This window comes from Hyphomicrobiales bacterium (assembly GCA_016710435.1).
Classification (GTDB): domain Bacteria; phylum Pseudomonadota; class Alphaproteobacteria; order Rhizobiales; family Aestuariivirgaceae; genus Aestuariivirga.
This window is the reverse complement of sequence record JADJVV010000001.1, coordinates 777,825-798,956: the sequence shown is the minus strand read 5'-3', so window position 1 is coordinate 798,956 and position 21,132 is coordinate 777,825. Positions and strand designations below refer to the sequence as shown.

General features: G+C 62.3%; 19 protein-coding genes and 1 tRNA gene. 11 read left to right on the top strand and 9 right to left on the bottom strand.

The window, feature by feature from the left end; all coding sequences use genetic code 11:
* Positions 1 to 88: 88 nt before the first annotated feature.
* A tRNA-Ala gene (locus tag IPM06_03885) sits at positions 89 to 164 on the top strand.
* Between the two features lie 542 nt (positions 165 to 706).
* Here the strand turns inward: IPM06_03885 and IPM06_03880 are convergent.
* The 6 genes from IPM06_03880 to IPM06_03855 all read right to left on the bottom strand — a co-directional run bounded on the left by IPM06_03880 (position 707) and on the right by IPM06_03855 (position 6,112).
* A complete protein-coding gene (locus IPM06_03880; protein ID MBK8769555.1) occupies positions 707 to 934 on the bottom strand; it encodes a hypothetical protein in 228 nt (75 codons plus the stop codon).
* Between the two features lie 80 nt (positions 935 to 1,014).
* Entirely contained in the window at positions 1,015 to 1,287 is a 273-nt protein-coding gene (locus IPM06_03875; GenBank protein ID MBK8769554.1) for a hypothetical protein, read from the bottom strand.
* A gap of 295 nt (positions 1,288 to 1,582) precedes the next feature.
* Positions 1,583 to 2,578 (bottom strand): galactose mutarotase, encoded by a 996-nt coding sequence (locus tag IPM06_03870; GenBank protein MBK8769553.1) that lies wholly within the window; start codon positions 2,576 to 2,578, stop codon positions 1,583 to 1,585.
* A 7-nt stretch (positions 2,579 to 2,585) separates the two neighbouring features.
* Positions 2,586 to 3,560 carry an ABC transporter permease gene (locus IPM06_03865; protein ID MBK8769552.1) on the bottom strand — a complete coding sequence of 325 codons (975 nt, stop codon included), beginning with the start codon at positions 3,558 to 3,560 and terminating at the stop codon, positions 2,586 to 2,588.
* Positions 3,557 to 5,077: a sugar ABC transporter ATP-binding protein gene (locus tag IPM06_03860; GenBank protein MBK8769551.1), complete on the bottom strand. Its 1,521-nt coding sequence runs from the start codon at positions 5,075 to 5,077 to the stop codon at positions 3,557 to 3,559. Before IPM06_03860 ends, IPM06_03865 begins: the two co-directional genes overlap by 4 nt.
* Positions 5,078 to 5,164: 87 nt before the next feature.
* On the bottom strand, positions 5,165 to 6,112 hold the full coding sequence (locus IPM06_03855) for a sugar-binding protein (protein MBK8769550.1): 948 nt from the start codon (positions 6,110 to 6,112) through the stop codon (positions 5,165 to 5,167).
* A gap of 196 nt (positions 6,113 to 6,308) precedes the next feature.
* Here IPM06_03855 and IPM06_03850 point away from each other — a divergent pair, with 196 nt between their 5' ends.
* From IPM06_03850 to IPM06_03805, 10 genes are all read left to right on the top strand, one after another.
* The gene (locus tag IPM06_03850; GenBank protein ID MBK8769549.1) at positions 6,309 to 7,331 is read left to right on the top strand and encodes a LacI family DNA-binding transcriptional regulator; all 1,023 of its coding nucleotides are present in this window, start codon (positions 6,309 to 6,311) and stop codon (positions 7,329 to 7,331) included.
* A 38-nt stretch (positions 7,332 to 7,369) separates the two neighbouring features.
* On the top strand, positions 7,370 to 8,341 hold the full coding sequence (locus IPM06_03845) for an NAD(P)-dependent oxidoreductase (GenBank protein ID MBK8769548.1): 972 nt from the start codon (positions 7,370 to 7,372) through the stop codon (positions 8,339 to 8,341).
* A gap of 61 nt (positions 8,342 to 8,402) precedes the next feature.
* The gene (gene mtnK / locus IPM06_03840) at positions 8,403 to 9,692 is read left to right on the top strand and encodes an S-methyl-5-thioribose kinase (protein ID MBK8769547.1); all 1,290 of its coding nucleotides are present in this window, start codon (positions 8,403 to 8,405) and stop codon (positions 9,690 to 9,692) included.
* Between the two features lie 178 nt (positions 9,693 to 9,870).
* On the top strand, positions 9,871 to 10,926 hold the full coding sequence (locus IPM06_03835; protein MBK8769546.1) for a sugar ABC transporter substrate-binding protein: 1,056 nt from the start codon (positions 9,871 to 9,873) through the stop codon (positions 10,924 to 10,926).
* A gap of 38 nt (positions 10,927 to 10,964) precedes the next feature.
* Entirely contained in the window at positions 10,965 to 12,461 is a 1,497-nt protein-coding gene (locus tag IPM06_03830; protein ID MBK8769545.1) for a sugar ABC transporter ATP-binding protein, read from the top strand.
* Between the two features lie 10 nt (positions 12,462 to 12,471).
* Positions 12,472 to 13,533: an ABC transporter permease gene (locus tag IPM06_03825; protein MBK8769544.1), complete on the top strand. Its 1,062-nt coding sequence runs from the start codon at positions 12,472 to 12,474 to the stop codon at positions 13,531 to 13,533.
* Positions 13,534 to 13,642: 109 nt separating this feature from the next.
* The gene (locus IPM06_03820; GenBank protein ID MBK8769543.1) at positions 13,643 to 14,245 is read left to right on the top strand and encodes a 2-oxoacid:acceptor oxidoreductase family protein; all 603 of its coding nucleotides are present in this window, start codon (positions 13,643 to 13,645) and stop codon (positions 14,243 to 14,245) included.
* Positions 14,238 to 15,545: a pyruvate ferredoxin oxidoreductase gene (gene porA, locus IPM06_03815; GenBank protein ID MBK8769542.1), complete on the top strand. Its 1,308-nt coding sequence runs from the start codon at positions 14,238 to 14,240 to the stop codon at positions 15,543 to 15,545. Before IPM06_03820 ends, porA begins: the two co-directional genes overlap by 8 nt.
* Positions 15,545 to 16,570: a pyruvate ferredoxin oxidoreductase gene (locus IPM06_03810; protein MBK8769541.1), complete on the top strand. Its 1,026-nt coding sequence runs from the start codon at positions 15,545 to 15,547 to the stop codon at positions 16,568 to 16,570. The genes porA and IPM06_03810 overlap by 1 nt, the downstream gene beginning before the upstream one ends.
* Positions 16,567 to 18,192 (top strand): NAD(P)-binding protein, encoded by a 1,626-nt coding sequence (locus IPM06_03805; GenBank protein ID MBK8769540.1) that lies wholly within the window; start codon positions 16,567 to 16,569, stop codon positions 18,190 to 18,192. The genes IPM06_03810 and IPM06_03805 overlap by 4 nt, the downstream gene beginning before the upstream one ends.
* Before the next feature lie 6 nt (positions 18,193 to 18,198).
* Here IPM06_03805 and IPM06_03800 read toward each other — a convergent pair whose 3' ends face one another.
* From IPM06_03800 to IPM06_03790, 3 genes are all read right to left on the bottom strand, one after another.
* Positions 18,199 to 19,377 carry a VWA domain-containing protein gene (locus IPM06_03800; GenBank protein MBK8769539.1) on the bottom strand — a complete coding sequence of 393 codons (1,179 nt, stop codon included), beginning with the start codon at positions 19,375 to 19,377 and terminating at the stop codon, positions 18,199 to 18,201.
* 166 nt (positions 19,378 to 19,543) lie between these two features.
* Complete coding sequence (locus tag IPM06_03795) at positions 19,544 to 20,200, bottom strand: class II aldolase/adducin family protein (GenBank protein MBK8769538.1); 657 nt, start codon at positions 20,198 to 20,200, stop codon at positions 19,544 to 19,546.
* A gap of 142 nt (positions 20,201 to 20,342) precedes the next feature.
* The gene (locus tag IPM06_03790; GenBank protein MBK8769537.1) at positions 20,343 to 21,131 is read right to left on the bottom strand and encodes a hydratase; all 789 of its coding nucleotides are present in this window, start codon (positions 21,129 to 21,131) and stop codon (positions 20,343 to 20,345) included.
* Position 21,132: the final 1 nt, after the last annotated feature.

The window sequence follows — 21,132 nt, the reverse complement described above, 5'->3', positions numbered from 1 at the left end:
CCGGATGTAAGGGCTGGCGCGTCCGCGCGCAAGCCACCGCCTTGACGGCGCAAAAACCCCCTTCTAAAAGCGCCTCACCTTCTTGGAAGGGGCGGTAGCTCAGTTGGGAGAGCGCGGCGTTCGCAATGCCGAGGTCAGGGGTTCGATCCCCCTTCGCTCCACCAGGCAGTCCCGTGGCGGACGCGATTTACACCAGTTCTGCAGAATGGCCCGCATTTGGAGGGCTTTTTCGTGTCCGGGAGCAGCGGATTGGTCTCTGGAGCGGTCTCCGTGCGGGCTTCTAAAGGCAGTTCTGGTGCCGGTCTCAGGACCTCCAACTCTTTTTCCAGATCTCGGAGACAGACCAAACAGAGACCTGTTCGTCACTGTGCTGAGACTGGTTCGCATTGGATGGTGTTGGAGCTGCCGTGGGGCGTTGATGGCTGCGCTATCTGTACCCCGAAACAGCAAGACCCGACAGGATGCCGGGTGCTTGGGACGTGCGGTGAAGAGAATCAGGCCAGCCCGAGCGAGCGTCTCTGCTCTGTCCAGCACGGGGGAAGATCGGTCATCTGCGTGACGGTGATACCGCGAGGAAGTCGGCCTTCGATAGCGGCTTCAACAATGTCAGGTGCGAGCAGGGCGAGGTTGGTAGTTGATCTGGCGCTCCGCTCAGAGAGCCCATTCAGGTTTGCAAGGCTGTGGGTGGTATGGTGTGCGTCGGTGATCAGTGCGTCCAGCCAGACACGACGTTGAGCACGAGCATTGCAAAGTTGATCGCTCTCTTATGGTTCGTAGTGCTCACCGTCGCAAAAAGGTTGAGCGAGTTAATCAGAATTGCGACTGACCAAAACCAGGCAAGGCGAAGCGTGTGCTGCTGCACCCATGTGTCCCCAAGAATCACACGTGCGCCTTGAGCATGGACAATGGGTAGCAAACCGTTGGCAAAGATCATCACTATTGCCCAAGAAAGAGTCTTATTGCTTTTCATTTTAAGCTACCAATACGGGGTGACATAGCGTTCGGAAAAATTGCTCAACGTCCAATACATACGAATTTCTCACTTGCCAGGCGAGAGAGATGCCGCGCTGGTCGAACCACTGTTCCCCATTCACCGATCGCCTGTTGTAAAGCCACAGGTATGCGAAGTGCATCGGCCGAGCAGCACATGCCACCCGCGCTCCACACCCCGTCCGTCTCGAAGTCACCGTAGAATGCAACCCTGTTGGCGGGAAAGCTATCTGTCTCACCCACTGGAATTTCAAAGGGCGGCACGATGTTTTCTTCCGGCGGGTCCTGGTGCGTCACGACAACCGCCCTCCTTGAGCGGGGGTGGCGACATAGGAAAGTTGCGGCCCGTAAGTCAACCATGCAGTCGGACTTATGTCATGTGCCCTCCGCGTTCGTGGCCCGATAGCGCCGCCGTTTAACAAGAAGGGCGTCGAGATAGGCCATGTGTTCGCGCAAGCGCGGATTCCCTGTATTGTGAGCGGGAATGTTATTCACTTCAGGGAATTCACACCTGACACCGGTTCGTCACCGAGTACGCCCACCACCAGGCCTTTGTGCTTTAGCGCTGATTTTTGTGCGATTGGATGCTGTCTCATGCAAAGAGCCGGTATTCGGTCACCTGCCGGTAGACTGCACCTGCCGGGAGCAGCGCTCCGGCGAAATGGGGATGGTGGATGGCATCGGGGAAGCGTTGCGGCTCCAGACAGCAGCCGGCGAAGGGCCGCAAGGTGCCGGAGGGATTTGTGGGATCATCCTGCAGTTTCGCGCCGTCGTAGAATTGCAGGCCCGGTTCCGTGGTCCAGATTTCAAGCGAGAGATCCTGCAAGGGCGAACGCAATCGTGCGGCAAAAGCAGGTTCGTGCCGGGGGGCACCCGCGAGGATGAAGTTGTGATCGAAGCCCGCGGGTGTGCCTTCTCTTTGCGTGCCGATCCGCGACAGCGACGTGAAATCAAAACCCGTTCCGCGTACGGCGAGTTGGCGCCCATCCGGAATGAGATTGGCATCAACCGGCGTGTAGTGCTCAGCCGCAATCTGCAACGCATGGTCCAGCACCGACGACTGTGGCGCGAGAGTGAAATAGGCATGGGCCGCGAGGTTGACGAGAGTCGTTGCGTCCGCCGTGGCCGAGAGCGTGATGCGCAGGCGGTTCCCCGGCAGCAGTTCGTAGCGGCAGGTGCAATCGAGATTTCCGGGGTACCCCTGGTCGGTATCGGGAGAATGGAGCGCGAGGTCGACGCTCTCAGGTGTGTGCGCGACGATATTCCAGAATTTGCGGGAGAAACCTTTTGAGCCTCCGTGCAGATGCGTTTCACCGTTTTCGTTGCGGTCCAGTTGGTGAAGACGGCCGTCGATGATGCATGCGCCGCCACGGATGCGGTTGGCGCAGCGGCCGGCAATGGCGCCGAGATAATGGGGATTGGTGCGATAGGCGTTGGCATCGCTGAGCGACAAGATCAGCGGACGGCGTCCGCTTGGCATGTCCACCGCGAAATCCATGAGGGCCGCACCGACATTCAGGATCGTGGCGGAGAGCCGCCCCGCCGCGATGGTGATGCTCCGGACGTCCTGGTCATCGGCAACAGCCATCTCCGCCTCACGCAGTTCCCTTGAGTGACGACAGCATGGGCCGGAAACGTGCCAGCTGGCTGTCCACCAGAACGCCAAAGAGGATGACAGCACCCATCACCGCGAAATTCAACGAACTGGGAATGCCGAGGAGGTTCACCAGGTTTTGCAGGATCTGCAGCAGCACCGCGCCGAGGATCACGCCGAGGATCGAGCCTTCACCACCGCGCAGGGAGAAGCCACCCAGCACCGCTGCGGCAATGGCGTAGAGTTCGTAGAAGTTTCCGTGCGACGAGGGAGAGATGGAACGGGTGTACATGGCGAAGAACATGGCCGAGATGGCGGTGAGGATGCCGCAGATCACATAGGCCGCGACCACGACGGCGCCGGTGTTGATGCCGGAATAGCGGGCCGCCTCCTCGTTCTTGCCGACGGCATAGAGGTAGCGGCCAAAGACGGTACGGTGCAGGACCGTCCACATCACCGCACCAATGATGACGAGGGCGACGAAGGAATGCGGCACACCGAAGCTGCGGCCCACGGTGAGCCATTCCACGGCGGGAAAGCTCTGGCCGAAACCAAAGCCGGCGGTCGCATCGGCGGTGAAGAAGCGGGCCGCGCCCCGGTAGATGAGAAGGCCGCAGAGGGTCACGATGAACGGCTGAATCCGGAGCTTGACCACCAGCAGGCCGTGGATGAGGCCGATCACCGCGCCGAAGACCGGAATGAGCATCAGCACGAAGGGCCAGGGCAGTTCCACGCCCGCCATCAGGTCCACCATGAGCACGCCGAGAAGGGCGATGACGGAGCCGACGGAAAGATCAATGCCGCCAGTGATGATGACGATGGCCTGGCCGATGGCGAAGATGCCGAAGAGGCCGATGAGGTTTGCCGTGTTGGCCATGTTGGTGGGCGAGAGGAACAGCGGGTTGATCAGCGCCACCGTGCTGCCGACCAGCAGGATGAGGATGAGCAAACCGATATCTTTCTTGTAGGGGATCATCGGGGGGTATCCTCCAGGTGGGCGCGTCCGACGGCCAGTTGCAGCACATTCTGTTCCGAGAAATCCGTGCGCTCCAGCGTGCCGCTGATCCGCCCTTCATGCATGACGGCGATGCGGTCGCTGACGCCGAGGACTTCCTCCATGTCGCTGGAAATGAGCAGCACGGCCGCACCTTCATCGGCAGCCTTTCGCAGGCGGGCGTAGATTTCGTGGCGGGCACCCACATCGACGCCGCGCGTGGGTTCATCGCAGATGAGCACGGCCGGCTTGCGTGGCAGCCACTTCGCGAGAATGACCTTCTGCTGATTGCCGCCAGAAAGAGCGGCAAGCTGTGTCTCAGGCCCCGGCGCGTGCACCGCGAAGGCAGCAATCTGCGTCTCGGCATGCGCTTGCAACCGCGAAGTTTCGACCATGCCGCGGTGGGAGAAGTCCCGCCAGTTGTTGAGGGCGATATTCTCGGCGATGGATTCGCCCAGCATCAATGCGGATTGCTTGCGGTCTTCGGGGATGAGGGCCACACCCGCCGCCATGGCGTCCTGCGGCGTCGCAGCTCGCAGGGGCATGCCATCGATCCGGATTTCGCCGGCAAGCAACGGTTCAATGCCGAAGACGGCCCGGGCGAGTTCCGACCGCCCCGCACCGATCAGCCCGGCAAGGCCGAGGATTTCGCCTTTGCGCACGGCAAGGCTCACTTCCTCGGCGGGGAAGCTGCGGGTGCGCGCGCAATAGAGTGTGAGGCCGTGTTCGCCGCGCGTCGTGGCGGGCGGCAGGTAGAGCGTTTGCAAGGCGCGGCCGATCATGAGGGCGATCATGGCCTGCGGGGTGATCTCCTGCTTCGCCAGTGTTCCCGCAAGCCTGCCGTCGCGCAGAACGACGACACGATCGGCAATCTCCACCACCTCGTTGAGCCGGTGGGTGATGAAGATGACGCTGACGCCACTTTCCCTCAGTTCACGGACGATTTCCAGAAGCCGGCTGGACTCGCTGAGAGTGAGGCTGGAGGTGGGCTCATCCATGATGACGAGGCGCGCATCAAAGGAGAGTGCGCGGGCAATCTCCACAAGCTGACGCTGGGCGATCGACAATTCCGCCACGGGCGTGGAAGGCCGGAAGTCGGCGCGCAACCGTTTCAACAGCGGTTCCACCTGTGCTTCGCTTTGGCGTTGATCGACGAACACATTGAAAGGCCCGCGGCGCGGTTCGCGGCCGATGAGGATGTTCGCCGCAACGCTGAGATTGGTGAAGGAGTTGAGCTCCTGGTGGACGAAAGCAATGCCCCTGTCCATGGATTGGCGTGTCGTGGCAAAGACGGCTTCCGCACCATCCAGCAGAATGCGCCCGGCCGATGGCGCGATGACGCCGCCGAGGATCTTCATCAGGGTCGATTTTCCGGCACCGTTCTCGCCAACGAGCCCGATCACTTCCCCGCGGCCGACGCTGAATGAGACGTCTTCAAGGGCGACCACGGGGCCGAAGTGCTTGGAAACGCCCCGCAGTGCGAGAAGTGCCGCCGTCATGGATGATCTTTGCCCCAAGGTGGCTTTGGTCACAAGCGTGAAGGAATGGCTGGCGCCAGGAGGTTTCCGCCAGCCATTCTCCAACCCTCACTTGCCGATTGCGGCTTTCAGGTCGGCTTCGAACTGATCGACGTTGGCCTTGTCGATCACCTTGGTGGGAACAATGATGAGCTTGTTTTCGGGAATGCCCGACTTGTCGCCCTCAAGGTACTTGGCCATCAGCTTCATGCCCTGATAGCCCCATTCGAAGGGCTGCTGCACCACGGTGCCGGCAAAGCTGCCGTCGCGCACGGCGCCAAGGGTGATCGGGTCTTCGTCAAAGGCGATGACCGTGATCTGGCCGAGCTTGTTGGCGGCCTGCAGGGCTTCGTAGATCTTCGGGGGATTGTACGAATAGAAACCGACCATGCAGTTGATCTCGGGGTTGGCGGCCAGCACGTCGTCCACGTTGCTGCGGGCGCGGGCGAAGTCCACGTCATCGCCGCGTGTATCAACGAGTTCGATGCCCTTGCCTTCCACGGCCTGCTTGAATCCGGCAATGCGTTCCTTGGCGTTGTCGGCATCGAGGAAGCCGACGAAGCCCATGCACTTGCCGCCGTTTGGCAGAGCCTTCACAGCCACTTCACCAGCCTGCACACCCGCATCGGTGTTGGAAGAACCGAGGTAGGCAATGCGGTTGCTGGCAGGTGCATCGCTGTCCGTGGTGAAGAGCGGCACCTGGGCGGCAATGCGGTTGAATGCGTCGATCGAGGTCTTGGGATCGACCGACGAGATCATGATGGCGTCGGTGCCCGCGGCCACGAGGTCGTCCATCAGGGCGTTCTGCAGGGCGGCAGTGCCTTGTGCGGGGTATTTGAACTGCAATTCATAGTTGGGCAGTTCGGCCTGCGCCTTCTTCACGCCCGCTTCCGCAAGTTTCCAGAAGTCCGAGGCGGCATTCACGATAAAGGCCAGTTGCTTCTTCTCCTGTGCCAGTCCGGGTGTGACTGAAAGCATCAGGCCGGCAGCCACGGCTGCAGCAAATCTCAGTTTCATCAGGCGTCTCCCATTCAAAATGTTGTCGTCATCGTCTTTGCCGGCTTGCCAGACGGCAGGGCCGTGAGTTAACGTAATCACTATTACTAATATCAGTCAACATTACTGTTGGAAGTTGTGGAGGGGGAAACATTGCAGTTTGAGGATGTCCGACGGTGTGGTTGCATTGGCAGGCGAAAGACCTGGGGGATAATCCATGACTGAACAACGCCGCCCGACCATGACTGACGTGGCAACATTGGCGGGGGTGTCGCAGACCACCGTGTCGCTGGTGCTGAACGGCATTGCCGAGGCCCGGGTGTCAGACGACACCATCACGCGTGTGAAGAAGGCGGCGAAATCGCTGGGCTATCTCCATGCCGGCCGCCGCAATGGAAACGGCGCGCGTCCCGACAGCGGCGTCATTGGATTTCTTGTCGATGAAATGTCCACCGATCCGTGGATGGCGATTGCGCTCGACGGGTTGCGGGAGAAAGCGGCATCGAGCAGCCTCGACATCCTGACCTTCGTCACCAGCGGCGATGCGGAAGCGGAAGAGATGGCCATTCGCACGCTGGCCAGGATCAATCTCAGGGGACTCGTCTACGGCACGATCCAGACCCGTGCGGTCACGCCATCGCAGGCGGTGCTGGGCCAGCCCACGGTACTGCTCAACTGTTATGTCATGGACCGCAGCGTGGCATCGGTCACGCCGGGCGAGGTGGTTGGCGGGCGTACGGCCACGCGTCACCTCATCGAACTGGGCCACCGCCGCATCGCCATCATCCAGGGCGAAGACTGGATGGATGCCTCCAAGGACCGGCTCAAGGGCTATCGCCAGGCCCTCGCAGCGGCGGATATCGCCTTCGATGAAGATCTCGTGCGGCCCGGCAACTGGGAGCCGTCCGCCGGTTATGCGCAAACCAAAGAGATGATGCAGTTGCCCCATCCGCCCACGGCGATTTTCTGCTGCAATGATCTCATGGCGCTCGGTTGCCTTGAGGCATTGCGGGAACTGGGCAAGGCCATTCCCGGCGATGTCAGCGTTGTCGGCTACGACGACCGCGAGATCGCGCAGTTCACCCATCCGCCGCTGACAACCGTGCTGCTGCCGCATTTCGAGATGGGCGCGCTGGCGGCGGAACTGCTGCTCGAACAGATCGACCAGCCCGGCGTGCCTCCGGCGCAACTCAAGTCCGAATGTCCGCTCGTCGTGCGGAATTCCTCCAGCCAACCCTAGCAAGCCGCGCCGTCCGGTGCCGCGATCAGGAGATGAACATGAAACTTCTCATCACAGGCGCAACCGGCAAGGTGGGAACGCGGTTCATTGCGCATCTTGAGTCGGCGCTCGGCATGCCGCGCTCGGCCATGCGGGCCCTGTGCCACACCAGGAGCATTGCAGGCATCGAAGCAATCCACGGCACCATTGCAGACCGCAATTGTGTTGCGCGTGCGATGCAAGGCGTCACGCACGTCATCCACATGGCGACCTGCAAGGAAACGCCTGACGATGTGATGGACGTGACGGTGAAGGGCCTGTTCTGGATGCTGGAGGAATTCCGCCAGAGCAAGACGGCGCGCCAGTTCATCCTGATCGGCGGCGATGCGGCGGTGGGTCATTTCTTCTACGATCACGGCACACCTGTCACCGAGCAGACACCACACATGGCCTATCCCGGCTGCTATGCGCTCTCCAAGGTGCTGGAGGAGGTGATGCTTCGCCAGTTCGTCATACAATACGGCATCAATGCCTGCTGTCTGCGGGCGCCGTGGATCATGGAGAAAGACGACTTCAAATACACCCTGTCCTTCGGTGATGATGTGTTCGGCGGTCCGCGCTGGAAAGAACTGGTGGCGCCCGATGTGGCCGCGGCCGCAGCGCTTGACGGCACGGTTCCGCTGCTGCTGGATGCGAAGGGCCGGCCGCTGAGGCGCAACTTCGTGCATGTGGATGATCTGGTGGATGCCATCGGCAAGGCGCTGGGCCGTGAGGATACGGCGGGGCGCACCTACAACATCTGCATGAATGAAGCTGTCGACTACGGCGAAGTGGCCGCCTACCTGCTGGCAACGCGGGGGTTGAAGAGCATTGCCATTCCCAGTTCCTATCATTCCAACTGGATGGACAATGCCGCCGCGAAGTTTGATCTGGGCTGGCGGCCCGCCGTCGACCTGCCGCAACTCATTGACCGTGCCTATGACCATGTGCGCAGGCCCGAGGAACCGCGCAAGATCTGGTACCCGGGCTGAGGTGTCTTCCACGCTGGAAGATTTTGGTCTTTAGTGCGGAAATTGGGGGACCACCTGCATCATGCCCGACGCTCACTATCATGCTTTGGATACAAGCCGGTTGCGTGACTATCTCAATGGATTGCCAATTGCGCGGGAACGGCTGGGTGGAACGGCGCAGGCGTGGACAATCCGTGAAGTGGGTGACGGCAACCTCAATCTCGTCTTCATCATCGAGGGCGGCGCAGGCGGCCTCGTGGTCAAGCAGGCATTGCCGTACGTCCGGCTTGTGGGCGAAAGCTGGCCCTTGCCGCTGAAGCGGTCCTTCTTCGAGAGCAGCGCCCTTGCCATTCAGGCGCAACATGCGCCGGCGCTCACGCCGCAGGTCTTTCACTACGACAACGACATGGCGCTCATCGTCATGGAATACCTCACGCCGCACATCACCTTGCGCAAGGGGCTGATCCGGCGCCGCATCTATCCACGCGCGGCGCAGGACATCGCGATCTTCATGGCGCGGACGCTGTTCCACACCTCCATGCTGGCGTCCTCCGCCGAGGCGCACAAGGCGCGGATCGAGCTGTTTGCCTCCAACACGGCGCTGTGCCGGATCACAGAAGACCTCGTCTTCACCGATCCCTACCGCGTGGCGGAACTCAACCGCTGGACCAGGCCCTATCTCGATGGGATCAAGTCCGCCTTTGAGGCCGACGCCGCACTCAAGATCGCCGTGCAGGAAAAGAAGTGGCAGTTCATCACGGAGGCGCAGGCCGTGATCCACGGAGACCTGCACACCGGTTCAGTGATGGTGACGGAAACGGAAACCCGCGTCATCGACCCGGAATTTGCCTTCGTCGGCCCCATGGCCTTCGATGTGGGCGCCATCATCGCCAACTATCTCCTGTCCTTCTTCGCCCATGCGGGGCAGGGACAAGGCCGGCCCGATCCCTATTGTGACTGGCTGCTCGAACAGACGAAAATCGTGTGGTCCGCATTCAAGGCGGAGTTCCTGCACACGTGGGAACATCATGCGGATGGAGAAACATTCGGGCAAGGCCTGTTCAAGGATGATGCGGCGTTGGCCGCGCTGGCGCGATACCGGGCGGATTTCATGGACAAGCTCTTCCGCGATTCGCTTGGCTTCGCCGGATGCAAGATGATCCGCCGCATCCTCGGCCTTGCCCATGTGGAAGACATGGAGAGCATAGCGGATGAGCGTGTGCGGGCGGGTTGCGAGTTGCTTGCACTTGGCTTCGCGCGCAGCCTCGTTCTCAACGCTACATCATTCAACGGCATCGAAGAGGTCGTTGCTGCAGCGCGGGATCACGTGAATGCAACGCAACACTCTCAAGGCGCACCGCCGAACGCATGAAGGAATCACATCAGTCACCATGCGACGCGCGCAGTGTGCTTGACAGCCTTCACCTATTGTATGACAAATATTTCCACCTCGTCCCGCAGAGGACGACAATTTGAAGAGCAGGCATACCTGCCGGTCGACGTACTGAATTCGCTTTTCACGTAAACGAACATCAGATTGGGAGACCCAAATGGCACGCAAGAAGGAAGAAACGATTCTGGACGACCGCAAACTCTTTGAGGATGCGTCGCGCCGGGACATTTTCAAGGCAATGGGCGGAGCGGCGGCGCTTGGCGCCATCATGTTGGCGGAAGCGGGCTTCGATCCCGCGATCGCGCAGGAACTCAAGCCGTCTGGCAAGCCCTTGAAGGCTGCCATGGGCAACGCCGGTCTCCAGGCCACATGGTGCGCGCAGGGCAAGCAGGCGGCGGAAGCGTGGGCCAAGCTGATGAACGTGGAAATCACATGGTTCGACGGAGAACTGTCGGCCACCAAGCAGCGCGCCACGGTTGAAAACCTGGCGACGCAGAAGTGGGATTTCGTGGCGCTGCAGACGTTCGGCATCGGCACACTCAATGAGCCGATCCAGCGCGTCATCGATGCGGGCACGCCCGTCATCGCCATGGACACGATGATGGCGCCCGAAGGCCAGCTTGCGCTCCACACCTTCATCGCGCCCGACAACCAGATGATGGGATCGGTCGTGACCGCGGCGCTCATCAACGCCATCGGCGGCGAGGGCAATGTGGTGATGACGCAAGGCGCACTGGGCCATTCCGGCGCACAGGGACGCGCCAAGGGCTTCCATCAGGTGATCGACGGCAACGGCAAGATCAAGCTGCTCGACGAGCAACCCGCCGACTGGGACGTGACGAAAGTGACGCGCATCTGGGATTCGTTGCTCACGCAGCATCCCGACATCAAGGGTGCATTCTTCCACAACGACGACATGGCGCTCGCTGCCCATAACGTGATGAAGGCCAAGAACCGCACCGACATCCTGATCGCGGGCGTCGACGCGATGCCGCCGGCGGTGAACGCCGTTCTCGACGGCACCATGGTGGCGACGGTGCGCAACCCGTCCTGCCGCATCCATGGCTGGGCTGTTGCGGCAGGCGTCGCTGCGGTCGCTGGTGGAGAGAAGGCGGGCAAGGACATTCCGAACTTCATCCTCGCCGACGGTCCCGTCATCACCAAGGATACGGCTGCAGGTCATCTCTGGCTGCAGAAGAACTTCCTGATCTGATCAGGGCCTCTGTCGTGGTTCCTCCCACACACGACGCGATCAACGGCACGTCTGTGCCGTTGATCGAGTTGAAAGGCGTCTCCAAGACGTTCGGCGGCGTGACGGCGCTGCAGAACGTGGACTTCTCTGTCTTCCCCGGCGAGATCCATGGTCTCGTCGGCGAGAACGGCGCCGGTAAATCAACCCTCATGAAGATCATCGCCGGCCTGCACACGGGCTACGAGGGCGAGATGCGCGTCGAGGGCCGCGTGGTGCAATTCCGCTCCGCGCGCGATGCCATCGCCGCCGGCATCGGCATGGTGCACCAGGAATTGTCGGTGGTTCCCGACCTGTCGGTGGCCGAGAACGTTTTTCTTGGCGTGCAGCCCGTGAAGGCGGGCGGCATCATCGATTGGTCCGGCATGAAGCAACAGGCGCGGGCCCTGATCGGCAGCCTTGGTGTGGATATCGATCCGTCCACGCGGGTGAGCACATTGCCGGTCGGAGTCCAGCAACTCATCGAGTTGTCGCGCGTGCTGTTCTCCGGCGCCCGCACCATCATCCTGGACGAACCCACGTCCGCACTCTCACCCCCGGAAGTGGCGCGCCTCTTCTCGGCCTTGCGCAAGTTGCGCGCCGAAGGCCGCGGCCTGGTCTTCATTTCGCATTTCCTCGATGACGTGCTCGACATCTCCGACCGCATCACCGTGTTCCGCAACAGCCGCCGCGTTGCCACGGAGCCGCGCGCCAATCTCGACAAGGACAAGATCATCGGCCACATGATCGGGCGCGGCTCGGCCGACATGCACATGGGCGAAACGGCAGTTCTTCGGGGTGCGCCGGACGCGCAACCCATTCTCGTGGCGCGCGAGGTGGGCGATGGCCGGTCGCTGAACGGTGTATCGATCGAACTCCGCCCCGGCGAAATCACGGGCATGTATGGCTTCATGGGAAGCGGCCTGATCGAATTCGCGCGTGCGCTGTTCGGGCGGCACGCCTTCACGCGGGGCAACATCACGCTGGAAGGCAAGCCAGCGCATTTCCGATCCACCGCCGCGGCACGCAGGGCAGGCCTTGCCTTCGTTCCCGAAAACCGCGGCATGATGCTGTTCCGCAATGAACCCGTGTTCAAGAATGTCAGCATCTCAATGCTGGGGCGCATTCACCGCATCCTGCTCAAGCCGCAGCAGGAGCGCGTTGTGGCCCAACACCAGATCAAGGACCTGCAGATCAGGCCGCCGTTGACGGACATCGACCTCGGTTCACTTTCGGGCGGAAACCAGCAAAAGGTGGCCCTGGCGAAGTGGCTGACCAGCCTTCCGAAAATCCTGATCCTGTCCGAGCCGACGCGCGGCATGGACGTGGGCGCCAAGGAAGACGTGATCCGCATCATCAAGGCGTTGCGCGACAAGGGTGTGTCGATCCTCGTCCTCTCCACGGAACCCGAAACCATCCTGACGCTGGCCGACAAGATCTATGTGGTGAAGCGCGGGACCGTGGTGAGTGAAATGACGTCGGGCACTGTCACCAAATCCGACCTGTTGACGGCAGCTTGAGAAAGGCCAGATGAACGTGAGCACAGATACCGCCGCCGCCAAGAGCTTCAATCCCAAGCGGGCCATCGCCGACAAGCTGCGTACGCTGGCGCCGCTGCTCACCCTCGTGGCGCTGGTGGTGTTCTTCTCTTCCACCACCACGACTTTCGCCACGCTCGACAACGCGGTGAACATCATCCGGCAGATGTCCATCACGGGCATCATCGCGGTTGGCCTCACCTTCGTCATTCTCACGGCGGAGATTGATCTGTCGGTGGCCGCCGTCGCCAATGCCGTCGGCATCACGGTCGCCTATTTCACCATACAGCCGGACTACGTGAACATCGCCAACATTCCGCTGAATGGTGCACTGGCGATCATCCTGACGCTGATGTCGGCGCTGGCCTTCGGGCTGATCACGGCCTTCGGCATGACATCGATCGGCATCCCGTCCTTCATCATGACGCTCGCCATCATGCAGATTGCCAATGGCGTTTCGGCGCTGCTGGTGCGGGGCCAGATTGCCTACCAGTATCCGGACCTCGTGACTCTGCTTGGTGCCAAGACGGCATTCCAGATTCCGCTGGGCGTCGATGCGGCTGGGAAGGCGCTGTTCATTCCCGTGGGCTGGACCATCATCGTTTGCCTCATCTTCTTCATCGTCGGGCATCTGGTGCTGACCTACACGCGTTTCGGGCGCTACGTTTACATGGTGGGCGGCAACCGCGAGGCGGCGGAATATTCGGGCGTCAACGTGAAGCTGGTCATCGGCTCCGTCATGGTCATCAGCGCGTTGTGCTCTGGCATCGCCGGCATGCTGGGCGTGGCCTACTTCGGCTCGGCCCAGCAGAACCAGTTCGATACATACTTGCTGGATGCCATTGCCGCCGTTGTGGTGGGCGGCACCAGCCTGTTCGGCGGAAGGGGCGGGATCGGGAATACCATCATCGGTCTCCTTGTGCTTGGCGTGGTGAACAACGGACTGGATCATATCCAGATGGATTCGTTCCAGAAAATCCTGATCCGCGGCCTCATCCTGCTGGCGGCCCTTGTCATCAACGTCTACGTCGAGAAATTCCGCGAGAAAGTCTAGCGGGCCTCCTGCAAAGCACGTGCTCCGCGCTGGCGGCTTGATGTGAGTCAAGTCGCGCCACCCGACGGATGTTACAACTCCCCCGGTTGACGGCCGATGGGAGACGCTGATGTTTCAGGTTCGGATTCACGGACGGGGCGGGCAGGGAGTCGTGACGGCGGCGGAGATGCTCTCGGTTGCGGCCTTCATCGAAGGCAAACACGCCCAGGCCTTTCCCAGTTTCGGCTCCGAGCGCATGGGCGCACCGGTTGTTGCCTTCTGCCGCATTTCCGATCGCGAAATCCGCCTGCGCGAACCGATCCAGAATCCTGATGCGCTGATCGTGCAGGATGCCACCCTTTTCCGTGCCATGGATGTGCTGGAGGGCCTCTCGCCGAGCGGATATTTGCTGGTCAACACCGGCAAGAGCTTCGCGGACCTTCATCAGGACGCCATTGCCGCACGGCTGTCGCAAGGCCATGCGCAAACCGTCGCTGCCACGGAACTGGCGCTCAGCCACGTGGGCAGGCCCGCGCCCAATACCTCGCTCCTTGGTGCGTTCACCGCGATGTCAGGACTTGTCTCGCTCGCGTCCGTGCTGGAAGCGATCCGCCGCACGTTTCCCGGCAAGGTGGGCGAGGCCAACGTGATTGCCGCCCGCGCCGCCCATGACATTGTTGCCGCAGCCTTGGGCCGTCCGGCGGCCGCTGCACGGGAGGCTCTCCATGCTTGAGCAAATCGAAGGCTCCAAGGCCATGGCGAAGGTGATCGGCCTCTGCCGCCCTCAGGTGGTCTGTGCCTATCCGATCACGCCGCAGACGCATATCGTGGAAGGACTGGGTGAACTGGTCCGCACGGGTGATGTGCAGAACTGCGAGTTCATCAATGTGGAAAGCGAGTTCGCGGCCCTGTCGGTGGCGATCGGCGCCTCTGCGGCGGGAGCCCGCGCCTATACGGCCACGGCCAGCCAGGGTCTCCTGTTCATGGCGGAGGCGGTCTACAACGCGGCGGGGCTCGGCCTTCCCATCGTGATGACGCTGGGCAACCGTGCCATCGGCGCGCCCATCAACATCTGGAACGATCACTCCGATGCCATGGCGCTCCGCGAGTCGGGGTGGATACAGCTTTTTGCCGAGCACAACCAGGAAGCAGCCGACCTTCACGTCATCGCCTTCAAGCTGGCGGAAGAATTGTCCGTGCCCACGATGGTCTGCGTGGATGGCTTCATCCTCACGCATGCCATGGAACGGATCGACATTCCCGCGCAAGCGGATGTGGATGCCTACCTGCCTCCTTATGAACCGGTGCAGGTGCTGGACCCGGAAGATCCGATCTCCATCGGCGCGATGGTGGGGCCCGATGCCTTCACGGAGGTGCGCTACTTGCAATTCTACAAGCAGCAGACGGCGTTTCGCCTGATCGAGCAGATGGCGCGCGATTTCAGGCAGCGCTTCGGGCGCGAAGCCGGGGGATTGCTGCGGAGCTACGCCATGGACGATGCCGAGACGGTGGTCGTTGCGATGGGTTCGATCAACGGCACCATCAAGGATGTCATCGATGAGATGCGGGGCGAAGGCATTCTCATCGGCCTTGTCAGTCTCGTCACCTTCCGGCCGTTCCCGGCCAAGGCGTTGCGCGAGGTGCTGACGCAGGCGCGCGACGTGATCGTGATCGACAAGAGCCTCGATCCGGGAATGGGCGGACCATTGGCGAGCAACATCGCCATCGCGCTGCGCGACATGCCGCAATCGCCCCACATGCACGCGGTGATCGCAGGGCTGGGTGGCCGTCCCGTCACCAAGGCATCGCTGCACCGCGTCTTCCGCCAGGCGCTGATCCAGCCGTGGGAAGGTCCGCATTTCATGGACCTCAACGAGCGTGTCATCGCGCGGGAAATCCATCGCAAGGGCAAGGCGCGGCGGTCGGGCCCATCGGCGGAGAATGTGTTGAAGATTCTCGAGCGCGAGCGGGCCGAGCGGGCCCAGCGCGCCGACGCCGAACGCCAGGCAGCGGCGGAGAAGGAGACATCGTGATGAACGAGATCCAGAAGCTCAAATTCTACCAGAAGGGTACGCTCACTGTCGGCAACCGCCTCATTGACGAAACGGAACGCAATGTTCAGGCCAGCCTGTCGCGCTCCAACTCGCTCACCTGCGGCCACCGCGCCTGCCAGGGCTGCGGCGAGGCGCTAGGAGCGCGCTACGCGATTGATGCCGCCATGCGGGCGAGTGGCGGCAATCTCATCGCCGTCAACGCGACGGGTTGTCTGGAGGTCTTCACCACGCCCTATCCGGAAACGTCGTGGCAGATGCCGTGGATGCATTCGCTCTTCGGCAATGCGGCGGCTGTGGCAACGGGCGTCGCTGCGGCGATGCGCGTCACGGGGCGCGCGGGCACGCGCGTCGTTGCCCAGGGCGGAGACGGCGGCACCACCGACATCGGTTTCGGCTGCCTCTCCGGCATGTTCGAGCGCAACGATGACGTTCTCTACATCTGCTATGACAACGAAGGCTACATGAACACGGGCGTGCAGCGCTCGTCCGCCACGCCGCCGGCGGCGCGCACGGCGACGACGCCCACACTGGGCGATGAGCCCGGCAATGTCTTCGGCACGGGCAAGTTTGTTCCCAAGATCGCGGTTGCCCACGACATTCCCTATGTGGCCACCGCAAGTGTCGCCGACCTGCATGATCTCGAAGCCAAGGTGACAAAGGCGATGGGCATTCGCGGTGCGCGCTACATCCAGATCAATGTGCCGTGCCCCCTCGGTTGGGGTGCGGCCTCGCATGACACGATCCGCCTTGCCCGGCTTGCCATTGAAACAGGCCTGTTCCCCATCTTCGAGGCGGAAGGCGGACACATCACCCATGTGCGCAAGATCAGGCAGCCCAAGCCGGTGACGGAGTATCTCAGGCTCCAGCGCCGTTTTGCCCATCTGTTCAAGGGGGGTGTCACGGACCCGCGGGTGGCGCGCATCCAGGCCATTGCCGACCGTCATATCGCGGAGTTCGGATTGACCGAGGCCGTGGCGCAGGCAACGACGGGAGCGGCGTCATGAAACATCCCTATGCGATCGCGCTCGATGTGGGCACCAGCAAGCGGAACCTGACGGGCTCCTGGCGCACCGTGCGGCCCGAATACGTGGACCGCCTGCCGCCCTGCAATGCCGCCTGCCCGGCAGGCGAGGACATTCAGGCCTGGCTCTTCCACGCAGAGGCGGGTGACTATGAAAAGGCCTGGCGCGCCCTCACGCTGAACAATCCGCTGCCCGCCATCATGGGCCGTGTCTGCTACCACCCCTGCGAAGGCGCCTGCAACCGCGCCAGCATCGACGAGGCGGTCGGCATCAATTCGGTGGAACGTTTCCTGGGTGATCTTGCGATCGAGAAGGACTGGCAGTTCGATCCGCCTGCGGCTGAAAGCGGCAAGACGGTGCTGGTGGTGGGGGCAGGGCCTGCCGGGCTGTCGGCGGCCTATCACCTGCGGCGCATGGGCCATGGCGTCACGTTGCGCGAGGCGGGGCCGCTCGCCGGTGGCATGATGCGCTTCGGGATCCCGAAGTACCGCCTGCCGCGCCACATCATCGACGCGGAAGTAAAGCGCATTACCAACATGGGCGTGACGCTTCATCTCGACAGCAAGGTGGCCGACATCGAGCAGGAGATGATCGCGGGCGGATATGATGCGGCATTCCTCGCCGTCGGCGCGCATATTGCCAAGCGTGCCTATATTCCCGCTGCGGGCGCCGCCAAGGTGCTGGATGCGGTGCAATTGCTACGGTCCATGGAAGGCGAGGCACCGCCGCTTCTCGGCCGCAAGGTCGTCGTCTATGGCGGCGGCAACACGGCCATCGATGTGGCCCGAACGGCGCGCCGTCTTGGGGCCGAGGAAGCAATCATCGTCTATCGCCGCACCCGCGAGAAGATGCCGGCCCATGACTTCGAGGTGGAAGAGGCTTTGGAAGAGGGCGTCTCGATGAAGTGGCTCTCCACCATCAAGACCATCGACGGCGGCACCCTGCAGATCGAAAAGATGGCACTGGACGACAAGGGTTTTCCGCAGCCGACGGGCGAATACGAAACGCTTGATGCCGACAGCCTGGTGCTCGCGCTGGGGCAGGACGTGGACCTGTCATTGCTGGAGAAAGCGCCGGGTGTGGTGATCGAGAACGGCGTGGTCAAGGTCGGTCCCGACATGATGACGGGTTGTGCCGGCGTGTTCGCGGGTGGCGACATGGCGCCCTCCGAACGCACCGTGACCGTGGCCGTGGGGCACGGCAAGAAAGCCGCGCGCCATATCGACGGGTATCTGCGCGCAGCACCCTATGTGCCGGCTGAAAAGCATGGACTCGCGTCACCCGAGCGCCTCAACACCTGGTACTACGAGGATGCCTCGCCCACGGTGCGGCCAATGCTGGAGGCGGCACGGCGCGTGCGCAGTTTTGCGGAGGTGCAGGGCGGGCTTGACGAGACGAACGCGCTCTACGAGGCGCGGCGCTGTCTCTCCTGCGGCAACTGCTTCGAATGCGACAATTGCTATGGCGTCTGCCCGGACAACGCCATCATCAAGCTGGGGGCGGGCAACCGCTTCCGCATCGACTACGACTATTGCAAGGGCTGCGGCCTGTGCGCCGCCGAATGCCCCTGCGGGGCAATCGACATGGTGCCGGAAAGCAGCTGAGGACGGTCAGCGGACGAGTCGCACCAGTTCATTGCTGATCTGGGCGGTGATTTCCGAGAAGACCAGGTTGATCGAATTGCCGCCCACGTCCGGCTCGAAATATTTGCCGGGGGCACAGCTCTTGAGCAGCGTCGTCACCTGCTTGTCGGTCACGTCATAGGCGATGGTGAAGACGGTGATGCCCTTGGCGCGCATGCCCGTGCAGAGCGTCACCAGGTTCTTCTGGCCGTGTTCGATGTTGCGGCTCTTGCCTGGTCCCCACTCCTTGGACGTCTGCACGCCATCGGTCAGCAGCACCAGGTACTTTCGCGTCTCCTTGTCGTTATAGGGCACGGCCTGGGCATAGGGAGCGGCGTCATCCAGAAGGTTCCAGCCGAATTCGGCGCCCAGCGCGATGTTGGTGTTGCCAAGCGGCCTCATGGCATCGAGCTTCTTGCCGACCTTGACGAAATCATCCGTGAGCGGAAGAATATCCAGCGATTTGGCGGCATAGGCATTGCAATCGTAGGCCCCCTTGTTCTCGGACGTGTTGTCGAAATAACCCCATTTGCTGTCTGCACCACCGGATGGACTGGCCACGCCCGTGTTGTTGGGATAGGCGCGGTCCTGGGTGCAGCCGTTCCATGTTTCTCCCGCTGCGGCCTGCGTCACCATCGCCGATGGCATGCTGGTGCGCACCATGGCGGAAAACGGCACGAGCCCAACCTTGAGGTTGCCATGCTCCGTGGCGGTGGCGAGGCGGGTGACCATGTCCTTGGCAGCAGCGGCCATGCGGACGTACTTGCCGGACTCCGACATGGAGCCGGAATAATCGAGGACGAGCGCCACCTCGGCCTTGCCGGCGCTGGGCAGCATCACTTCCGATGTGGCCTTGGCGGTCATGGTGGGAATGCCACCCAACTGCATCAGGATCGTCGGCACGTCTTCCTTTGCCGTCGCCATGATGGAATTGCCGCTCATCTCGACGGACAACTCAGGGGCACGGCCGGAGCCGGTGACGTTCTTGGCGAAATAGTCGCGCGCAATGCTGATGCGGTCGGCTTCGGTGGCGTCCTTGGCCGTTGCCGCAGCGAGTGCCGCGCCATCCAGTGCCGCGCTCAACTCGGTTTGCCGGTCGCTCAGGCGTACGTAGTCAACGGCGGCGCCCACGCCCAGCAACAAGGGCACGAGGACAAGCGCAAACATAACGCCAGTATTTCCGGCCGTGGAAGCGCGGAAGTTCGTCAAGTTCGTAAGCATTTTCGCAGTCCCTGGGTGCCCCTTCAGGTCAGGGATGATCCTACAGAGGGAATGCGAATGCTTCCGAAACAGATTGCCTCAAATTTTAGGGATGCGAGCGGCCGCCCGGACGTCAGACCTTGCGCGGGCGGGCAACGTCGTTGGAGCCTTCCGCTTCGGGCCCGTGGCCATAGCTCATGCGCTTCATCTGGGCGATGACGCGTTCCATCTCGTCGTCGGGCAGGATGGGCGGATCGCCCAGCGTGAGGGCCTGCACGTAAAGGCGCGAGATCGTTTCCACTTCCGTGGCAAGCCACAATGCGCTGTCCAGCGTCTTGCCGAGCGAGATCTGCCCATGCTGGCCAAGCAGGCAGGCGAGGCGGCCCTCAAGCGCCTCGATCGCCGCATCGGACAGTGCCTGCGTGCCGAAGGTGGCATAGCGGGCGCAGCGGATGGTGGTGCCGCCGGCAACGCCGGTCATGTAATGGAAGGACGGAATGGTCTTGTGGTGCACGGCCAGCGTGGTGGCGTAGACGGAATGGCAATGCAGCACGACGTCAATGTCGGTGCGGTGCTTGAGGATGTCCCGGTGGAAGCGCCATTCCGAAGACGGGCGGCGGCCGACATAGGTGCCGTCGAAGGCCATCTCCACAATGTCCTCGGGCGTCATGGTGTCGTAAGGCAGTGATGACGGCGTGATGAGGAATTTGTCGCCGATGCGCAGCGAGAGATTTCCGGCGGTGCCCTGGTTGATGCCGCTGGCATTCATCTTGCGGCAAATGGCAACCATCTCGCGGCGTTCGGCGAGGTCGGAAATCGCAGGCATGGGCAGGTCCTTGTGGGGCGGGGGTTGAGGTGAACGGTCTTTTCCAAATTGTGCGCTTAATCGCAAGGGCAATGCACACACACTTGCCATGCGGGTGAGGCAGGCCTCAGGTGAGGGAGACGGTCACGCGACCCAACGTGCCGAAGTCGCCCTCTACGGTATCGCCTGCGGCGATGGGCATGGGAACAAGGCAGGTGCCGGTGGTGACAACCTCGCCCGCCCGTGCGGTGATGCCATGGGCGGACAGTTCATTGACGAGCCATGTCATGGCGGTCCGGGGTGAGCCCAGCACGTTTGCGCCGAGGCCCTTCACCTCAGGTTTGCCCGAGACGCGGCCCACCGGCACAAAGCGCGCAAGGTCCAGCGTGCGCCATGTGTCCGGCATTGCTTCGCCGACGCAGAGCCAGTGGGCGCAGGCATTGTCGGCAATGAGGGCTGCTGCACCCACTGTCTCGAAGTGATCGTAGCGGCTGTCGGGAATTTCGATCGCGGGATGAAGGGCGGCCACCGCTGCGAAGACCTCGTCGTCGCGATAGGGCGCGGACCGTGGCGGCAGGTCGCGTCCGAGGCGGAAGGCAAATTCCACCTCCGCCACGCGCATGTGATTGTTGCCGAAGGGGATGTGGCCGCCCGAGGAGACGACGCGCTCCGCGATGTAGCGACCGGCGAGTGGACCATCAACACCGATATGCTTCTGCCCGGCAATGCTGGTGGCGGCGATCTTCCATCCCGCCAACGGTTGCGAGGACTGATCCTGCCAGTGACGTTGCACGCGATAGCCCTCGGCCCTCGTGGCGGGAGCGCAGGCAGGGGGCAGCCGGTCGAGGCGGCTCTCCTCGCGCCAATGTCCGATGAGAATGGAGGCGGCGCGGCGGGCGGATTGATCGTCAAACATG

Excerpts from the sequence above, each read along its gene's own strand:
- IPM06_03835 (MBK8769546.1), top strand. The coding sequence starts at position 9,871 with ATGGCACGCAAGAAGGAAGAAACGATTCTGGACGACCGCAAACTCTTT.
- IPM06_03805 (MBK8769540.1), top strand. The coding sequence starts at position 16,567 with ATGAAACATCCCTATGCGATCGCGCTCGATGTGGGCACCAGCAAGCGG.
- IPM06_03870 (MBK8769553.1), bottom strand. The coding sequence starts at position 2,578 with ATGGCTGTTGCCGATGACCAGGACGTCCGGAGCATCACCATCGCGGCG.
- IPM06_03855 (MBK8769550.1), bottom strand. The coding sequence starts at position 6,112 with ATGAAACTGAGATTTGCTGCAGCCGTGGCTGCCGGCCTGATGCTTTCA.
- IPM06_03850 (MBK8769549.1), top strand. The coding sequence starts at position 6,309 with ATGACTGAACAACGCCGCCCGACCATGACTGACGTGGCAACATTGGCG.
- IPM06_03820 (MBK8769543.1), top strand. The coding sequence starts at position 13,643 with ATGTTTCAGGTTCGGATTCACGGACGGGGCGGGCAGGGAGTCGTGACG.
- IPM06_03800 (MBK8769539.1), bottom strand. The coding sequence starts at position 19,377 with ATGTTTGCGCTTGTCCTCGTGCCCTTGTTGCTGGGCGTGGGCGCCGCC.
- IPM06_03825 (MBK8769544.1), top strand. The coding sequence starts at position 12,472 with ATGAACGTGAGCACAGATACCGCCGCCGCCAAGAGCTTCAATCCCAAG.
- mtnK (MBK8769547.1), top strand. The coding sequence starts at position 8,403 with ATGCCCGACGCTCACTATCATGCTTTGGATACAAGCCGGTTGCGTGAC.
- IPM06_03880 (MBK8769555.1), bottom strand. The coding sequence starts at position 934 with ATGATCTTTGCCAACGGTTTGCTACCCATTGTCCATGCTCAAGGCGCA.
- IPM06_03845 (MBK8769548.1), top strand. The coding sequence starts at position 7,370 with ATGAAACTTCTCATCACAGGCGCAACCGGCAAGGTGGGAACGCGGTTC.
- IPM06_03810 (MBK8769541.1), top strand. The coding sequence starts at position 15,545 with ATGAACGAGATCCAGAAGCTCAAATTCTACCAGAAGGGTACGCTCACT.
- IPM06_03865 (MBK8769552.1), bottom strand. The coding sequence starts at position 3,560 with ATGATCCCCTACAAGAAAGATATCGGTTTGCTCATCCTCATCCTGCTG.
- IPM06_03795 (MBK8769538.1), bottom strand. The coding sequence starts at position 20,200 with ATGGTTGCCATTTGCCGCAAGATGAATGCCAGCGGCATCAACCAGGGC.
- IPM06_03860 (MBK8769551.1), bottom strand. The coding sequence starts at position 5,077 with ATGACGGCGGCACTTCTCGCACTGCGGGGCGTTTCCAAGCACTTCGGC.
- IPM06_03790 (MBK8769537.1), bottom strand. The coding sequence starts at position 21,131 with ATGTTTGACGATCAATCCGCCCGCCGCGCCGCCTCCATTCTCATCGGA.
- porA (MBK8769542.1), top strand. The coding sequence starts at position 14,238 with ATGCTTGAGCAAATCGAAGGCTCCAAGGCCATGGCGAAGGTGATCGGC.